The 15,403-nt window shown below is 56.6% G+C and carries 16 protein-coding genes and 1 pseudogene; 11 read left to right on the forward strand and 6 right to left on the reverse strand.

The window, feature by feature from the left end; all coding sequences use genetic code 11:
- Positions 1-255 precede the first annotated feature (255 nt).
- Both prlC and IBX51_RS07335 read left to right on the forward strand, forming a co-directional pair.
- Positions 256-2,301, forward strand: coding sequence for an oligopeptidase A (gene prlC, locus IBX51_RS07330; protein WP_291830263.1), 2,046 nt, complete (start codon positions 256-258; stop codon positions 2,299-2,301).
- Positions 2,302-2,357: 56 nt separating this feature from the next.
- Entirely contained in the window at positions 2,358-2,609 is a 252-nt protein-coding gene (locus tag IBX51_RS07335; RefSeq protein ID WP_291830264.1) for a YheV family putative zinc ribbon protein, read from the forward strand.
- 84 nt (positions 2,610-2,693) lie between these two features.
- Here IBX51_RS07335 and IBX51_RS07340 read toward each other — a convergent pair.
- From IBX51_RS07340 to IBX51_RS07360, 5 genes and pseudogenes are all read right to left on the reverse strand, one after another.
- Positions 2,694-3,409, reverse strand: a pseudogene (locus IBX51_RS07340) (Na+/H+ antiporter NhaC family protein).
- A gap of 114 nt (positions 3,410-3,523) precedes the next feature.
- Positions 3,524-3,754 carry a DUF1653 domain-containing protein gene (locus IBX51_RS07345; RefSeq protein WP_291830266.1) on the reverse strand — a complete coding sequence of 77 codons (231 nt, stop codon included), beginning with the start codon at positions 3,752-3,754 and terminating at the stop codon, positions 3,524-3,526.
- Positions 3,755-3,853: 99 nt separating this feature from the next.
- The gene (locus IBX51_RS07350) at positions 3,854-4,240 is read right to left on the reverse strand and encodes a DoxX family protein (RefSeq protein WP_291830268.1); all 387 of its coding nucleotides are present in this window, start codon (positions 4,238-4,240) and stop codon (positions 3,854-3,856) included.
- Positions 4,241-4,277: 37 nt separating this feature from the next.
- Positions 4,278-4,928, reverse strand: coding sequence for a hypothetical protein (locus IBX51_RS07355; protein WP_291830271.1), 651 nt, complete (start codon positions 4,926-4,928; stop codon positions 4,278-4,280).
- A 189-nt stretch (positions 4,929-5,117) separates the two neighbouring features.
- A complete protein-coding gene (locus tag IBX51_RS07360; RefSeq protein ID WP_291830323.1) occupies positions 5,118-6,389 on the reverse strand; it encodes an MATE family efflux transporter in 1,272 nt (423 codons plus the stop codon).
- A 262-nt stretch (positions 6,390-6,651) separates the two neighbouring features.
- Here IBX51_RS07360 and coxB point away from each other — a divergent pair, with 262 nt between their 5' ends.
- The 4 genes from coxB to IBX51_RS07380 are packed head-to-tail and all read left to right on the forward strand — an operon-like array spanning position 6,652 to position 10,940.
- Positions 6,652-7,776 carry a cytochrome c oxidase subunit II gene (gene coxB / locus IBX51_RS07365; protein ID WP_291830272.1) on the forward strand — a complete coding sequence of 375 codons (1,125 nt, stop codon included), beginning with the start codon at positions 6,652-6,654 and terminating at the stop codon, positions 7,774-7,776.
- A 57-nt stretch (positions 7,777-7,833) separates the two neighbouring features.
- Positions 7,834-9,417: a cytochrome c oxidase subunit I gene (ctaD, locus tag IBX51_RS07370; protein ID WP_291830274.1), complete on the forward strand. Its 1,584-nt coding sequence runs from the start codon at positions 7,834-7,836 to the stop codon at positions 9,415-9,417.
- A 16-nt stretch (positions 9,418-9,433) separates the two neighbouring features.
- Entirely contained in the window at positions 9,434-10,036 is a 603-nt protein-coding gene (locus IBX51_RS07375; protein WP_291830276.1) for a cytochrome c oxidase assembly protein, read from the forward strand.
- Between the two features lie 16 nt (positions 10,037-10,052).
- Positions 10,053-10,940, forward strand: coding sequence for a cytochrome c oxidase subunit 3 (locus IBX51_RS07380; protein WP_291830278.1), 888 nt, complete (start codon positions 10,053-10,055; stop codon positions 10,938-10,940).
- Positions 10,941-10,951: 11 nt separating this feature from the next.
- Here the strand turns inward: IBX51_RS07380 and IBX51_RS07385 are convergent, their stop codons facing one another.
- On the reverse strand, positions 10,952-11,155 hold the full coding sequence (locus IBX51_RS07385) for a twin transmembrane helix small protein (RefSeq protein WP_291830280.1): 204 nt from the start codon (positions 11,153-11,155) through the stop codon (positions 10,952-10,954).
- Positions 11,156-11,251: 96 nt separating this feature from the next.
- Between IBX51_RS07385 and IBX51_RS07390 the strand changes: the two genes are divergently transcribed.
- The 5 genes from IBX51_RS07390 (at position 11,252) to IBX51_RS07410 (ending at position 15,348) form a co-directional block, all read left to right on the forward strand.
- Entirely contained in the window at positions 11,252-11,953 is a 702-nt protein-coding gene (locus IBX51_RS07390) for an SURF1 family protein (protein WP_291830282.1), read from the forward strand.
- A gap of 16 nt (positions 11,954-11,969) precedes the next feature.
- On the forward strand, positions 11,970-12,611 hold the full coding sequence (locus IBX51_RS07395) for a hypothetical protein (RefSeq protein WP_291830284.1): 642 nt from the start codon (positions 11,970-11,972) through the stop codon (positions 12,609-12,611).
- Between the two features lie 64 nt (positions 12,612-12,675).
- Positions 12,676-13,737: a heme A synthase gene (locus tag IBX51_RS07400; protein WP_291830326.1), complete on the forward strand. Its 1,062-nt coding sequence runs from the start codon at positions 12,676-12,678 to the stop codon at positions 13,735-13,737.
- On the forward strand, positions 13,734-14,651 hold the full coding sequence (cyoE, locus tag IBX51_RS07405) for a heme o synthase (RefSeq protein ID WP_291830285.1): 918 nt from the start codon (positions 13,734-13,736) through the stop codon (positions 14,649-14,651). Before IBX51_RS07400 ends, cyoE begins: the two co-directional genes overlap by 4 nt.
- Positions 14,652-14,688: 37 nt before the next feature.
- Entirely contained in the window at positions 14,689-15,348 is a 660-nt protein-coding gene (locus IBX51_RS07410) for an SCO family protein (protein WP_291830287.1), read from the forward strand.
- Positions 15,349-15,403: the final 55 nt, after the last annotated feature.

Consider the following 15,403-nt stretch of genomic DNA (forward strand, 5'->3'; position numbering starts at 1 on the left):
CCGAATTGTGGTGTGATACCCTTGTGAGCTCGTACATTTGCCATTACATATACCTTCTGACTGGCATAGATTTGGGAGTAAGGAGTCTTTGGGCGGGGCGCTTTCCAAAACACGCTCCTTCGGCACATCCATGTGACGCTTGGGCTCCGCCATCCCTGGCTCCGCACAGTTTTGGAAAGCGCCCCGCCCAAAGACTCCCCAATCATCGGAGTTGCCTGAAAGTACCTTAAACTGAAATAGCTGAGAAGGGGACTTATGAATAACCCGTTACTAACCGACGATCTGCTGCCGAAGTTCGGCCATATCCGCACCGAGCACATGGAAACGGCGATTGACCAGATTCTCAGCGAAAACCGCATGAAGATTCAGTCGCTGGCGCAGCAGGACGATCCCACCTGGGACACTCTCGCGCAGCCCATGCAAGCCTTGGAAGACAAGCTGAGCAACGCCTGGTCGGTGGTTTCACACCTGAACGGTGTGATGAACAACGACGATCTTCGCAAGGTGTATAAAAACTGTCTGGAGAAGCTGACCGAATACAGCACCGAGGTCAGCCAGAATGAAGCCCTGTGTAACGCCTATAAAAAGCTGGCGGCGCGGGACGACTTTAAGGGTTTGAGTGAAGCCCAGCGCAAGTCCATTGAGAACACCCTGCGCGATTTTCACCTGGGTGGCGTCGACTTGCCGGAAGACGACAAGAAGCGTTACGCCAACCTGTCCCGTGAGCTGGCGGAGCTGTCGAACAAGTTCAGCGACAACGTGCTGGATGCCACTCAGCATTGGTACAAGCAGATCACCGATGTGACCGAGCTGTCTGGCGTGCCGGAAACCGCCATCGAAGGCGCCAAACAGGCTGCGCGGCAAAAAGAGCTGGATGGCTATGTGATCACGCTGGACTTCCCCAGTTTCTATCCGGTGATGACCTACTGTGATAACCGGGACCTGCGCCGGGAAGTTTACGAGGCTTTTGTTACCCGTGCCTCGGACCAGGGCCCGGATGCCGCCACCTGGGACAACACTCCGGTGATGGCAGAGATCCTCAAGCGCCGTCACGCCCTGGCCCAGCTGCTGGGCTTTGACAACTACGCCGAGCGTTCACTGGCTACCAAGATGGCGCGCAGTGTGGATGAGGTTCTGGAGTTCCTGAACCAGCTGGCGGCCAAGTCCAAGCCGCAGGCCGAGAAGGAATTTGCCGAATTGAAGGCGTTTGCCAAAGATGAGTACGGCGTGGATGACCTGCAGGCGTGGGACATTGGCTATTACAGCGAAAAACTGAGCCAGAAGCGTTACGACATCTCGCCGGAGACCCTGCGCCCCTGGTTCCCGGTGGACAAGGTGGTGCCGGGTCTGTTCCGGGTGGCAGAAAAGCTGTTTGACGTGCAAATTGAAGAAAAGCCCGAGGTCGAAACCTGGCATCAGGACGCCAAGGCCTACTGTATCAGCCGTAACGGCCAGCCACTGGCCTGGTTCTACTTGGATCTGTTTGCCCGACAGGGCAAGCGCGGCGGTGCCTGGATGGCGGACTGCCGGGTACGCTGGACCGATATGCGTGGCAAGCTCCAGCTACCGGTTGCCTTCCTGACCTGCAACTTCACCCCACCGGTCAACGGCAAGCCGTCGTTGCTGACCCACGACGAAGTCACCACCCTGTTCCACGAATTCGGCCATGGCCTGCACCACATGCTGACTCAAGTGGACGTGCTGGATGTCTCCGGTATCAACGGCGTGGCCTGGGACGCGGTCGAGCTGCCCAGCCAGTTCCTGGAAAACTGGTGCTGGAACCCGGAATCGCTGGCGCTGATTGCCAGCCACCACGAAACCGGTGAGCCGCTGCCGGAAGATCTGTTGCAGAAGCTGCTGGCGGCGAAGAACTTCCAGTCCGGCATGGGCATGGTGCGCCAGCTGGAATTCTCGCTGTTCGACTTCCGCCTGCACGCGGAATTCACCGACGAAGCGCCCACCAACCCGCTGGATATGCACCGAATCGTACGCAACGAAATCGCGGTCATCGAAGCGCCGGCGTTCAACCGCTTCCCCAACAGCTTTTCGCACATTTTCTCGGGCGGTTACGCTGCGGGCTATTACAGCTACAAGTGGGCGGAAGTGCTGGCGGCCGATGCCTTCTCCCTGTTCGAGGAAAAAGGCATCTTCGACCCGGAAACCGGCCATGCCTTTCTTCATAACATACTGGAGAAAGGCGGCTCTCAGGAGCCGATGGAGTTGTTCAAAGCCTTCCGTGGCCGCGAGCCCCAGGTGGACGCGCTGCTGAAACAGTCCGGCATCGCCGGCGCAGCCGCCTGAGCCAACACCGCCCGGCTGTCGTATCGATGGCCAGGCATTTGATGTGGAGTAGTATTATGGCGAGTCCGAAACGTTTTATTGCCGGCGCGGTCTGCCCCCGCTGTGCGGAGATGGACAAGATCATGATGTTCACCGACGATGCCGGTGAGCAGGTGCGCGAGTGCGTGGCGTGTGGCTATACCGATGCCCTGTCGGACCTGGAGCAGCCGTCGGCGGCTGAGCTGGAAACCCGGGTGAACAAGCGGGATAACGAGGATGACCATACGGTTAAGCAGGTGGTGTTTTTTAAGGCCGGCTCAGGCGACTGAGTTTGAGTCTGGCCTGCCCCGTCGTAGTCATTAAAGCCAGCAGGCTACGAAAGGGCGGCAAACGCCAAAGCAAGACAAGAAAGGTCAAAGCACCATAGCCGCCAACCAGCCAAAGGCCAGCAACGGCAGGTTGTAGTGCAGGAACGTAGGCACCACGGTATCCCAGATGTGATTATGCTGACCGTCGACGTTCAAGCCGGCGGTAGGGCCGAGAGTGGAATCAGACGCCGGCGAGCCGGCATCGCCCAGGGCACCGGCGGTGCCTCCACTTCACCACGCCGGAAATGTTGAACAGCACGAAACCCGCCAGGGCTCCGAGAATCATCGAACCCAGCCACAGCTGAACCACGAACGCGACCGCAATCGCGATCAGCGCCATGATCAGCGTCTTCGGGCTGTATTGTGCGTCCACCCGCTCGGTCCGCTCGATACGCGTCATGTCGTAATCACGGCCCCCGCGGTAACTGAAGAACACGGCGATCAGCAGACCGATGAACATGCCCAGGGCCGGTAGTGCCGCCTTCGTCCTGTTTTCCGACCATCGCCAGGGCCTTGTCGGCCAGTGCATGAGCCAGCCCGGATTTGCCGATGGCAACGGCAAAGGCGCCCAGGGTGGCGTAGGACAGGGCTACGGTGGCACCGCCGCCGAGGCCGCTATTGAAGGCATTGATGGTGGCGTCCAGAGACATACCCGCAACCAGACCGCCGGATATGGCGCCAATGATCAGGGCAACGACAACGTGGATGCGGCACAGGCTCAGAACGAGCATGATCAGGACCGCGGCAACAACGGCATTCATGGCAAACTCCGGGTAGGAATTGACGGTTTGCCGGCACCTTTTGAGCGCCGGCAGCTCGAAAAGTGCGCTAATGTGCAGGAAACCGCCGTCGCAGTGAAAGCCATTGTGTAACGGTTACTCCGCGTCGATGCGGGCGAACCGGGGCACCTGCTCGCCAGCCAGCTCGACGGTTTCCCGGAACATGGTCAGCGGCCGCACCCACAGACTGTAATCGCCGTACAGACAGCGGTAGATCACCATGGCCTCTTCGGTCTCACTGTGTCGGGCCACGCCGATGACTTCGTAATCCCGTCCTTTGTAATGGCGATAACGGCCAGGTGTGATCGGGTGCTTTTTATCGGACATGCGTTCCTCTTAGGTGGTAACCGGGGATTACCCCTTAATTTCGGCGGATTCTCCCGCCAGTTGCGGCTTCAATTAACCCCAACGACGGGCTCCTGAAAGTCAGTTTTTCAGTTTGTATTTGCCAGGCCCCAGGAACATCACGGCCAGTGCAATAAACAAAAAGAACCCCTGTAATTCCAGTGCCCAGCCGCCGTTGCTGTTCAAGGCCAGTAACTGGTGACCGTGGACCAGAGCAATGGCGACGATCATATTGAAAATGATGATCAACGCACCAATCCGGGTTTGATAGCCCAGAATCACCATCAATGGGGCGATCACTTCTCCGATATAAACGCCATAAGCCAGAATGGTTGGTAAACCATGGCTGGCCAGTTGGCCTTCAATAAAGCCCACGCCATTGAGCAGCTTGGAGATGCCATGAAACAGCAACAGTGCGCCCAGGGTGAGCCGGACAATGAGTTTTCCCAGGTCGGCGTTCTCAAGCAAGATGGATTACTCCCGGTATGTGTGTGGTTTTAGTGGATCAGAGCGAGCTGGAGCCCAGCGAAAACCGGATGTGGTTCCTTTCCAGCAGGTTTTCCCAGTAATGGCGCATCCAGTCCCAGGCCTTGTTGTTGACCTGGTCAATAAAAGGTTCGAGGTCGAGATTGTAATAATCCGGGGTGCCGGCAATCTGCAGAACGGTGACCGTGATAGCATCGTCCAGCTCATTAGCAAAGGGTTCACCGATCAGCTCGTGGGCAAGCAGATTGGCTCGGGTGGCTTCCAGATCGATCAGTTCGCCGGCGCGGATAGACCGGTTGTTGTCGTGCATTTCTTCCATGAGGCGGTGGCACAAGTATGCGCGTATCAACAAACCATCAAGGCCGTCATAACGTACCAACAATACTGAAGGTTGGGTGAAGTAGCGAGTGGCAGCAACCACAAAAGGTTGAAAGAGATCGGCAATGCCGGCTTCCCTGGCGCAGGCGTCTACACATTCGATCAACCTGGGTGCCATCTCGATGTATTCCACGGCAAACTGGAACAGTGAGGTGGCAGGCTGATAACCATCCACCAGAATAACTGAAGGCAACTGTGCGGCCTTCTCCTTCATCTGGCGGAGAAATGCGCCGGATCGTGCTTCCTTTCTTCTGGCCTGGTCAATAATCTCAAGGACTGCCTGTGGTGTCATGTCAGGAGATGCCGGTGTCTGTACAAATTGAGGTCGCAAGGCGCCTTCCTCTCGAGCAAGGAGTCCGTAGGCCGGGAATCAATACTGGTAACCAGAACAGGCCCTTCATTCCTGATCAGTGTAGACAAGATTTTGCCCGATGCTGACCTTGTCTTTGAAGTTATCGAGCCTTGGCCTGGCAGAGACAGTCTAATTTGCCTTGAACCAGATGTCGTTTCGCGAATAATGCCAGCATAACCAGCCCATGCTGCCCGCTCGGGCCAACATCAGGGCGATCAAGGAGAACCAGAGGCCGTGATTGCCCCAATCTGAGGTGAGCCACCAGGCCGGAAGAAAAACGCCCAATGCCGACAGCAGCATCGTGTTTTGCATTTCTTTTGTGCGGGTTGCGCCGATAAAGACGCCGTCCAGCAAGAATCCCCAAACCGAAGCAAGCGGCAATAGCCATAACCATGGCAGGTATTGCCAGGCGGCGGTGCGCACCTCTTCCAGTCCGGTCAACAGACTGATCAACCAGTGGCCACCGGCGACGAACACCAGAGTTAGAGCGACTGCCCCCCAAAGCGACCAGCGCAAGGCGCTGCGAAAGGCGAGCCGGAATCCGCGCCGACTGTTGCGCCCGACGGCCTCTCCGATCAGTGCTTCTGCGGCGTTGGCGAAGCCGTCCAGAGCATTGGAAATGACCAGCAAGAAGGTAATCAGCACGGCATTGGCGGCCAAAACCACGTCGCCCTGGCGTGCGCCCTGGGCGGTAAAAAAGGCCAGCACTAATAGCAGAGCAATGGTTCTGACCATGATGTAGCGATTGACCCTCAGGATCATCAGATAATCGGACAGTTGCCCGATCAGTGCTCGGCTTAGCTTTTGGCCATCGGGCAGTCGGCGTAGCACGATGACAAAACCGATAGCGGCGGCACCGTATTCGGCAATCACAGTGGCCAGAGCCACGCCACGACTGTTCCAGCCCAATACCGTCACAAAAAAGATATCGAGAACGATGTTGATGCCGTTGGCAATGATCAGCATCACCATCGGGCCACGGGGAAAGTGAGTGCCGATCAGCCAGCCGACCAGTGTGTACTGGCATAGCACCGCCGGTGCGCTCCATATCCGGATCGCCGCATATTCTGCGGCCAGCGCGGAAACGGACGGGCTCGGGTTCATCAGGCTCAGGCCAAGGCTGATCAGTGGCTTGTGGAACAGAATCAGAAGCAAGCCAATGCCGACAGCCAAAAGGACCGAACGCAAAAGTAACGCGACTTGGGCAAAAGAATCCCGCTTACCCCACGCTTGCGCCGCCAGCCCGGTGGTGCCCATGCGCATAAAACCGAATGTCCAGTACAGAATACTGAACAGATTAGCCCCCACGGCAACGGCGCCCAGATACTCGGGACTGTCGAGATGGCCAAGCACAGCGGTATCTACCAATCCCAGCAGGGGAACGGTCAGGTTGGTCAACATCAATGGCCAGGCCAAGGCCCACAATCGATGGTCTGTGACGGTTAACCTTGGTCTTTTATGGGTATTGGTTCTCAAAATCGATTCTTTATCACTTTTGGATTTAAAGATTTTTTAGTCTTTTTTGGATCTGTGTCTATACTCCACGTTGATATATCCATAAGCAGGCTTTCGCTCTGAAGACATCCGGTGTTGCGAGCTCCGGATTGTGCTGCAGAGGGATGACGCAAAATCCGACAAGAATAATACTCTGTGGAGACACAGTATGCGCGTGCATGCCAAGCGGGCAGTGGCCCTAGCCGCTGGTCTGTTGTTGCCGGTCACTGTCATGGCGGAATGGACCATGAACATGACGCCAGGGGTGACCAGTACCAGTAATCAGATTTATACCCTTCATATGACCATTCTCTGGATCTGTGTCGCCATCGGCGTCGTGGTTTTCGGGGTTATGTTCTGGTCGATTTTTGCCCATCGTAAATCCCGGGGCTATAAGCCGGCAAACTTCCATGAGAACACAGTGGTTGAAGTGCTCTGGACAATTGTGCCTCTGGCTATTCTGGTGGCCATGGCCATACCGGCGACCGCTACCCTTGTGGAAATGTATGACACCACAGAGTCAGACGTCGACATCAAGATAACCGGCTATCAATGGCGCTGGCAGTACGAATACATCGACGACGATTTCAGCTTCTTCTCCAATATGTCGACACCACGGGAGCAGATCCGTAACCGGCAAGCCAAAGGCGAGCATTACCTGCTGGAAGTAGACAACCCGGTGGTGATCCCGGTCGGTAAGAAGGTGCGGTTTCTGCTGACCGCCAATGACGTGATTCACTCCTGGTGGGTGCCGGAGTTCGGCGTGAAAAAGGACGCCATTCCGGGCTTTATCAATGAAACCTGGACCCGGGTAGATGTCCCGGGCACCTATCGTGGCCAGTGCACCGAGCTGTGCGGTAAGGATCACGGTTATATGCCCGTTGTTGTAAAGGCGGTGCCTGAGGAAGAGTACAACGTCTGGGTGGCTGAACAAAGAGAAGCCGCTGAGACCGAACGTCAGTTGACCGAAAAAGACTGGACTCTGGACGAATTGATGGAGCGGGGCGAGCGAGCCTACGCAACCGCCTGCGCCGGCTGTCACCAGGCTGATGGCACTGGCTTACCGCCAACGTTCCCGGCCCTCAAGGGCAGCCAGATGGCGCTTGAGGATATGGCAGGGCACATCGAAATTGTGGTGAACGGGTCGCCCGGCACCTCTATGCAGGCCTTTGGTAACCAGCTGAGTGAGGTCGATCTGGCGGCGGTCATTACCTACGAGCGAAATGCCTGGGGTAATAACACCGGCGAAATGGTCACTCCGAAAGAAATTTTTGACTACAAGAATCAACAGTAGCCAACGCCAGATAACAACAATCACCAGCCATAATAAACGGCGGTAACGGGGGTTTTCATGAGTGCGGTTATCGATACCCACGCCCAGGACCATCACCATGGCCCGGCCAAAGGCATAAGCCGTTGGCTCTTCACAACCAACCATAAAGACATCGGATCGATGTATCTGATGTTCAGCTTTGCCATGTTCCTGCTTGGCGGCAGCATGGCGATGGTAATCCGGGCCGAGTTATTCCAGCCAGGTCTACAGATCGTAGAGCCGGAATTTTTCAACCAGATGACCACCATGCACGGTCTGATCATGGTGTTTGGCGCCGTGATGCCAGCGTTCGTCGGTCTTGCTAACTGGATGCTGCCGTTAATGATCGGGGCGCCGGACATGGCCTTGCCGCGAATGAACAACTGGAGTTTCTGGTTGTTGCCATGCGCTTTCCTGATCCTGGTCTCCACCCTGTTCATGCAAGGCGGTGCGCCGAACTTTGGCTGGACCTTCTATGCTCCCCTGTCGACGACCTACGGGCCGCCGAGTACCACCTTCTTCATCTTTGCGGTGCACATCATGGGGGTATCCTCGATAATGGGTGCCATCAACGTGATCGCCACCGTTCTGAATATGCGCGCGCCTGGCATGACGCTGATGAAAATGCCTTTGTTTGTCTGGACCTGGCTGATCACGGCGTTCCTGTTGATCGCCGTTATGCCGGTGCTGGCGGGCGTGGTCACCATGATGCTGATGGACATTCACTTTGGCACCAGCTTCTTCGATGCGTCCGGTGGTGGCGATCCGGTGTTATTCCAGCACGTGTTCTGGTTCTTCGGGCATCCGGAGGTGTACATCATGATCCTGCCGGCGTTCGGGGCCATATCCCACATCGTGTCGGCCTTCTCGCGCAAGCCGCTGTTTGGTTACGCCTCGATGGTGTACGCCGTGGGGGCGATTGCCATCATGTCGTTCCTGGTCTGGGCGCACCACATGTTTACTGTGGGTATGCCGTTGGCAGGTCAGCTGTTCTTCATGTATGCCACCCTGTTGATTGCGGTGCCGACCGGGGTGAAGGTGTTCAACTGGGTGACGACCATGTTCCGGGGCTCACTGAGTTTCGAAGCGCCCATGCTGTTTGCCGTGGCCTTTATCATCCTGTTCACCATTGGCGGCTTCTCCGGGCTAATGCTCGCGATTGCTCCGGCCGACTTCCAGTATCACGACACCTACTTTGTGGTGGCGCACTTCCACTACGTACTGGTGCCGGGTGCCATCTTCGGTATCTTTGCCTCGGCATACTTCTGGCTGCCCAAGTGGACCGGCTATATGTATGACGAGACCCTCGCGAAGACGCACTTCTGGTTGTCGTTTGTGGGCATGAATCTGGCGTTCTTCCCGATGCACTTCCTTGGTTTGGCGGGCATGCCGCGCCGGATTCCCGACTACGCGTTACAGTTCACCAATTTCAACATGATCTCCAGCGTTGGCGCGTTCATGTTCGCGGCGACTCAGCTGTTGTTCCTGTTCATTGTGGTGAAGTGCGTAAGAGGCGGTGAAAAAGCACCGGCCAAGCCCTGGGATGGTGCCGAGGGCCTCGAGTGGACTGTGCCTTCGCCAGCGCCTTACCACACCTTTTCCACTCCACCGGAAGTGAAATAACCCGGGAGGTACAGCCATGGCACATGATACCGAAACGAGTCAGCCTTTACGCCGCAGCAATTCCAGGGTGATTGCCTGGTGTTTGTCGGGTGTGGTCGGCATGTTTGCGTTTGGTTTTGCGTTGGTGCCGCTCTACGAGGTGTTTTGTGAGATTACCGGCATAAACGGCAAAACCGGTGGCCGATATGAGGCGAGCGCTGTACAGCAGGTTGATGAGGATCGGACGGTCAGGGTTCAGTTCCTGGCCAGTAACGGTCCAGGTATGACCTGGGAGTTTCGCCCGGTTGTGCGCAGCGTGGATGTTCATCCGGGGGAGGTGGTGACGGTCAATTTCTATGCCGCCAACGGCACTGAAGAAGCCATGGTGGGCCAGGCAGTGCCCAGCCTGGCACCGTCCGAAGGCACGCTGTACTTCCATAAAACCGAATGCTTCTGCTTTAACCAGCAACCACTGGATGCTGGTGAAAGTGTCGAGATGCCCCTGATTTTCATTGTCGACCGGGATTTGCCTGAGCACATCACTAAACTGACCCTGTCGTATACGCTGTACGACCAGGGTAAGCCGGTGAACGTATCGCGGACCGATCGGGTACAAACAAAAACTAACAATAACGGCTAAGCCATCGGAGACAGTTATGGCGGATAACCAAACCTATTACGTTCCCGAGCAGAGCAAATGGCCCATCGTTGGCACCGTAGGCCTGGGCGTGACCCTGTACGGGGTGGCATCGATCATGGTCAGCGGCAAACAGGGCGACAGCACCACTGGCGCCTGGGTTATGTTCATGGTGGGTGCGTTGATCATGGCGTACATGCTGTTCGGCTGGTTTGGCGCGGTTATCCGGGAAAGCCGGGCCGGCCTGTACAGCAGTCAGATGGATCGTTCGTTCCGTTGGGGTATGAGCTGGTTTATCTTCTCGGAAATCATGTTTTTTGCCGCTTTCTTCGGGGCGCTGTTTTACGTTCGGGTATTTGTGGTGCCCTGGTTGGGTGGTGAGGGTGACAAGGGCAGTACCAATATGCTGTGGGAAGGTTTTCAGGCCAGTTGGCCGTTGGTCAGTAACCCGGACCCACAAGCTTATCCAGGACCGACAGATGTCATCGGGCCTTGGGGCCTGCCTCTGATCAACACGCTTTTACTGGTCACATCTTCCTTTACCGTCACCATTGCCCATCACGCCATGAAGGCGGGTGACCGGGCCAAGGTAAAGCTCTGGCTGGTTGCCACCATTGCGCTGGCAGTTGTGTTTATGTTTGTGCAGTCCTATGAGTACGTGCACGCCTACAGAGATTTGGACCTGACGCTGAACTCCGGTATTTACGGCAGCACCTTTTTTATGTTGACGGGCTTTCACGGTGCTCACGTCTTCCTGGGTACTTTGATGCTGTTCATCATGTTGCTTAGGATCCGCAAGGGGCATTTTACCGCGGACAACCATTTTGGATTTGAGGCAACGGCCTGGTACTGGCACTTTGTGGATGTGGTCTGGCTGGCACTTTTTGTCTTTGTTTACGTCATCTAAAGGCTTGGGGGTCAGGGCGTTGGGTTGAGCGTCAGATCCCCGGTCCACAGCGATGTCAGCACCAATGCAACCAACAGCAGGCTGAGTGCGACCCGAACCGCCAGGGAGTTAACCACTCGATTGGTTTTGCCACCGTCACGGATCAGAAAGAACAGTCCGCTGAACAGGCTGACCATCACCGCCAACAGCAGTACAACGATGAGTATTTTCAACATGGGGCGTTCCTGTTATTGAATTTTTGTGTTGGCAAGACTCCCGGCATTGTTCCGGGCCTCGGTATCACTATAGCAAAGCATGGGTAGGTGCGGTTGATGAATCGCCAATGGCAATTTGACTGGCGATTACTGGTTTTCAGCGGGCTGTTTTTGCCATTATTGATCAGCCTCGGGGTGTGGCAATTAGACCGCGCCAAAGAAAAACAGGAACTGTTGATATCCTGGCAGCAAAACGCCGGCACCGACACTTGGCCTGAAATGGTCGCAACGGGATTGCAGGTAGGACAACCGGCGGTCCTGACCGGCTGGTATAGCGATTACACCTGGCTGCTGGACAACCGGACCCGGGATGGCGCGCCCGGGTATGAGGTGTTAACGCTGTTCAACCCTCTGGAGGGTCCACCGGTGGTGGTCAATCGTGGCTGGGTCAGGGCTCCCCGAACCCGTGACCAATTGCCGGATATTGATACGCCACAGGCCTTATTCACTCTGGAGGGTCGCCTGGACGACTATCCGGTGCCGCCGGTACTGGCGGCTGAGCCGAACGCCGGTAGTGACTGGCCGCAACGGGTACAGACCCTGCCGATGGCCCGGGTGCAAGCGTACACAGACGAACCGGCCAGCATGGTGCTGAAGCTGGCAGACAGCCAGCAACCCGGTGCTTACCGGGCTGACCATACGCCAGACAGGATGGGCCCACAGACTCATTACGGTTATGCTGCCCAATGGTTTGCGCTTGCGGTAGCACTGGCTATATTGACGGTAGTGGCGAGTAGAAAAAAAACAACGAACGATTGAAAGACAGGAGCCGATAATGACAACGACAACGGCTGACTCCGTGACCGGGCAGGATTCCCCAAACCCGGAACAGGTTCGGCGTGGCCGGCGCACCGCCCTGCTGCTGTTTGCGGTAGGTTTCGGGCCGATGGTTCTGGCCACCATTATGTTTTACACCGGATGGTTAAACCCCTTGGGTCACACCAATGAGGGCGAGCTTATTGTGCCGCCGTTGCAGGTGCAGGCGCTGAACCTTGAAACGTCCGGGGGCGAACCTCTGGCGCAACGTTTTGGCGCAGATAAAGTGGACCCTAACTGGCTTATGTTGGTCGTTGCAGGTACCTGCGGCGACGACTGTGAACAGCTTCTCTACCTTTCCCGACAGGTCAATATTGCCCTTGGCAAGAACGCTCCCCGGATCAGCCGTGCCGCGGCTCTTGGCAATGTCCCTTCCGGCCTGGAACAACGCTGGAGTGCCGAATACAACACTATGGAGCGACTGCGTCCTGTGTCGGGAACATCGTCAGCCTGGCCCACGGGTGTTGCACCCGAGGCTGCGCCCCGGATTTTGCTGGTGGACCCATTCGGCAACGTCATGATGCATTACGGCGTGGAACACTCGGGAAAGCAGCTTCTCAAAGATCTCAAACATTTGATGAAGTTGTCGCAAATTGGCTGACCAAGGGGAACACCGCGTGACTGAGAGATTAACCCCGCAACAGCCTGCCGATCTCGCTAAAAGAATGGCCCGCTGGTCAGCTTACGCCTGCGTGTTAGCCGTTGTGGTTATCATGCTGGGTGCCTGGACACGACTGGTCGACGCCGGCCTGGGCTGCCCGGACTGGCCAGGGTGTTATGGTTTTCTGACCGTGCCGCAGAGCGAAAACAGCATTGCCATTGCCAATGCCCGGTTTCCGGAAACTCCGGTAGACGTCGCCAAAGGTTGGCCAGAAATGATCCACCGATACGCTGCCGGTATTCTGGGTTTGGTCGTGTTCGGACTGGCGGCGACTGCGGTGCGGCATCGACGCTCTGGCCTGCCAGTCAAACTGCCATTGTTTATCGCTGCGTTTATTCTGCTGCAGGGCGGCTTTGGTGCCTGGACGGTAACGCTCAAATTGTGGCCACAAGTGGTGGCACTGCATCTGTTGGGCGGCTTTACAACACTGAGCTTACTGTTATTGCTCACTTTGCGCTTGCGCAAGCGAGCAGCATTGGGGCCGGATCGAGCCCCAGCGGGGTCCGCCAGCCTGAGTCGATTCCGCCCGTGGCTGTACGCTGGCCTTATGCTGATTATTATGCAGATTGCGTTGGGCGGTTGGACGGCGGCGAACTATGCCGCCGTCGCCTGCACCGATTTACCCACTTGTCAGGGCCAGTGGTGGCCTGAGGGTATGGATTTTCGGCACGGCTTTGACGTTACCCAGCAGGTGGGTCCAAACTATCTCGGCGGCCAGTTGACGGCCGATGGCCGCGTGGCCATTCACGTGACCCATCGCCTGGGCGCAATGATCGTACTTGGGTACTTTCTGATCTTGCTGGGGTTACTGTGGCGTTACCGGGGTAACAGCAACCTTGACAGGAGCATTGCTCTGGTAGCGGCAGCGCTGACGCTGCAGATTGCGTTAGGCCTGGCGAACGTCTGGCTGCATATTCCGCTGTCGGTGGCGGTCGCGCACAATGCCATGGGTGCTGGACTACTGTTGTCCATGGTGCATCTGATCTGGCGCCATCATCAGTTGCCACAGACTGAAACATCCCCCGCCACACATACAACAACCATAAACCGGGAGGTAACGGCATGAGCGAGCAAGTTGAAGCGCTGCCGGCTGAGGAGCGTGCGAGCTCCACGAAAACGATTTCATGGCGCGATTACCTGGAGCTGACCAAGCCCCGGGTGGTCGCATTGATGATCCTGACCTCTGTCATTGGCATGCTCCTGGCTGCGCCAGGCGTACCGGGCTGGAGTGTTCTTGTTTATGGTAACCTTGGCATAGCGCTGTTGGCGGGGGCTGCAGCTGTGGTCAATCATGTGGTGGACCAGAAGATTGATACGGTGATGGCGCGCACCCGAAAGCGTCCGGTCGCAACAGGTCGCATCACAACTCTGGATGCCATGCTGTTTGCGACGGTGCTGGCCGGGGTTGGTATGTTTGTTCTGATCTGGCAGGTTAATGAGCTGACTGCCTGGCTGACGCTGGCTTCGTTGGTGGGCTATGCGGGTGTGTACACGCTGTTTCTGAAACGCGCCACGCCACAGAACATTGTGATCGGTGGTCTGGCCGGTGCTATGCCACCTCTGCTGGGTTGGACGGCAGTAACCGGCCAGGTGGATGGTCACGCGTTGTTGCTGGTATTGATCATCTTTGCCTGGACGCCACCACATTTCTGGGCACTGGCGATCCATCGCAAAGAAGAGTATGCCAAAGCCGGCATTCCCATGCTGCCCGTTACCCATGGCAACAAGTACACGGAGCTGCATATCCTGCTCTACACCTTGATGTTGCTCGCAGTCAGCCTGCTGCCTTTTGTCACAGGGATGTCTGGCGGTATTTACCTGATTGGTGCTCTGGCACTGGGCTTGTGGTTCCTGCAATACGCCATTCGCCTGCTCATAGGCGACGATCGGCGTGTTGCCCTGAATACATTTAAGTACTCCATCACTTACCTGATGGTGCTGTTTGTGGTGTTGCTGGTGGATCATTTCGTCTACTTCTGAACACTGGTTTTTGCGCGCAACGCATATTGGAGGCCCTATGGGGCGGTCGTTAAGAATTACGCTGCTGGTATTGGTGATGGTCGTGATGCTGGTCATCGGATTAACCGTTGGCCGGCAGGTGTTTTGGGGTGTTAGTGACGCGTCTGCACCGGCGCCGAATCTGAGCCAATACAATACCTATGTGTATGATCAGCCCCGGCAATTGGCGGAATTCACCTTGACCAACGAGCAAGGTGAATCAGTAACCCGTGACGATTTGAAGGGCCGTTGGACTTTCGTGTTTGTTGGTTACACCAATTGCCCGGATATCTGCCCGGTCGCCATGGCCAATCTGCGCCAGACCGATCAGCTGCTGTCTGCCGAATTGCCGCAACCGGATTACTTGTTGGTGACGGCCGATCCCGAGTACGACACCCCGGAACAGCTGAAGGCCTATACCAGTTTCTTTGGCGAGAATTTCCATGGCCTGACCGGCGATCTTGAAATCCTTCGCCAGCTTGCCCAGAGCCTCAGCGCGGTGTTTGTTCATCGGGTGGTGGATGGCGAGTTACTGGTGGATCACAGTGGTCACTTCGCGTTACTGAATCCGGACGGGCAACTGCAGGCCCTGATCCAACCCCCGCACGACCCTCAGGAATTGGCTCAGGCATTCCAGCGCATCTACAAGTGGTCGCTCACCAGACAACCCGGGGCATAACCCCGGTTCGGTGTGCTGAATTGGCTGCAGGCAAAGTGTTAAGGCCAAGGTCACA

This window comes from Marinobacter sp. (genome assembly GCF_014859525.1).
Lineage (GTDB): Bacteria > Pseudomonadota > Gammaproteobacteria > Pseudomonadales > Oleiphilaceae > Marinobacter.

Coding starts and splice junctions, on each gene's coding strand:
- IBX51_RS07345 (WP_291830266.1), bottom strand. CDS start 3,754: ATGTCCGATAAAAAGCACCCGATCACACCTGGCCGTTATCGCCATTAC.
- IBX51_RS07385 (WP_291830280.1), bottom strand. CDS start 11,155: ATGTTGAAAATACTCATCGTTGTACTGCTGTTGGCGGTGATGGTCAGC.
- IBX51_RS07410 (WP_291830287.1), top strand. CDS start 14,689: ATGGGGCGGTCGTTAAGAATTACGCTGCTGGTATTGGTGATGGTCGTG.
- cyoE (WP_291830285.1), top strand. CDS start 13,734: ATGAGCGAGCAAGTTGAAGCGCTGCCGGCTGAGGAGCGTGCGAGCTCC.
- IBX51_RS07375 (WP_291830276.1), top strand. CDS start 9,434: ATGGCACATGATACCGAAACGAGTCAGCCTTTACGCCGCAGCAATTCC.
- IBX51_RS07335 (WP_291830264.1), top strand. CDS start 2,358: ATGGCGAGTCCGAAACGTTTTATTGCCGGCGCGGTCTGCCCCCGCTGT.
- IBX51_RS07395 (WP_291830284.1), top strand. CDS start 11,970: ATGACAACGACAACGGCTGACTCCGTGACCGGGCAGGATTCCCCAAAC.
- IBX51_RS07360 (WP_291830323.1), bottom strand. CDS start 6,389: ATGTTGACCAACCTGACCGTTCCCCTGCTGGGATTGGTAGATACCGCT.
- prlC (WP_291830263.1), top strand. CDS start 256: ATGAATAACCCGTTACTAACCGACGATCTGCTGCCGAAGTTCGGCCAT.
- IBX51_RS07380 (WP_291830278.1), top strand. CDS start 10,053: ATGGCGGATAACCAAACCTATTACGTTCCCGAGCAGAGCAAATGGCCC.
- IBX51_RS07355 (WP_291830271.1), bottom strand. CDS start 4,928: ATGACACCACAGGCAGTCCTTGAGATTATTGACCAGGCCAGAAGAAAG.
- coxB (WP_291830272.1), top strand. CDS start 6,652: ATGCGCGTGCATGCCAAGCGGGCAGTGGCCCTAGCCGCTGGTCTGTTG.
- ctaD (WP_291830274.1), top strand. CDS start 7,834: ATGAGTGCGGTTATCGATACCCACGCCCAGGACCATCACCATGGCCCG.
- IBX51_RS07400 (WP_291830326.1), top strand. CDS start 12,676: ATGGCCCGCTGGTCAGCTTACGCCTGCGTGTTAGCCGTTGTGGTTATC.
- IBX51_RS07390 (WP_291830282.1), top strand. CDS start 11,252: ATGAATCGCCAATGGCAATTTGACTGGCGATTACTGGTTTTCAGCGGG.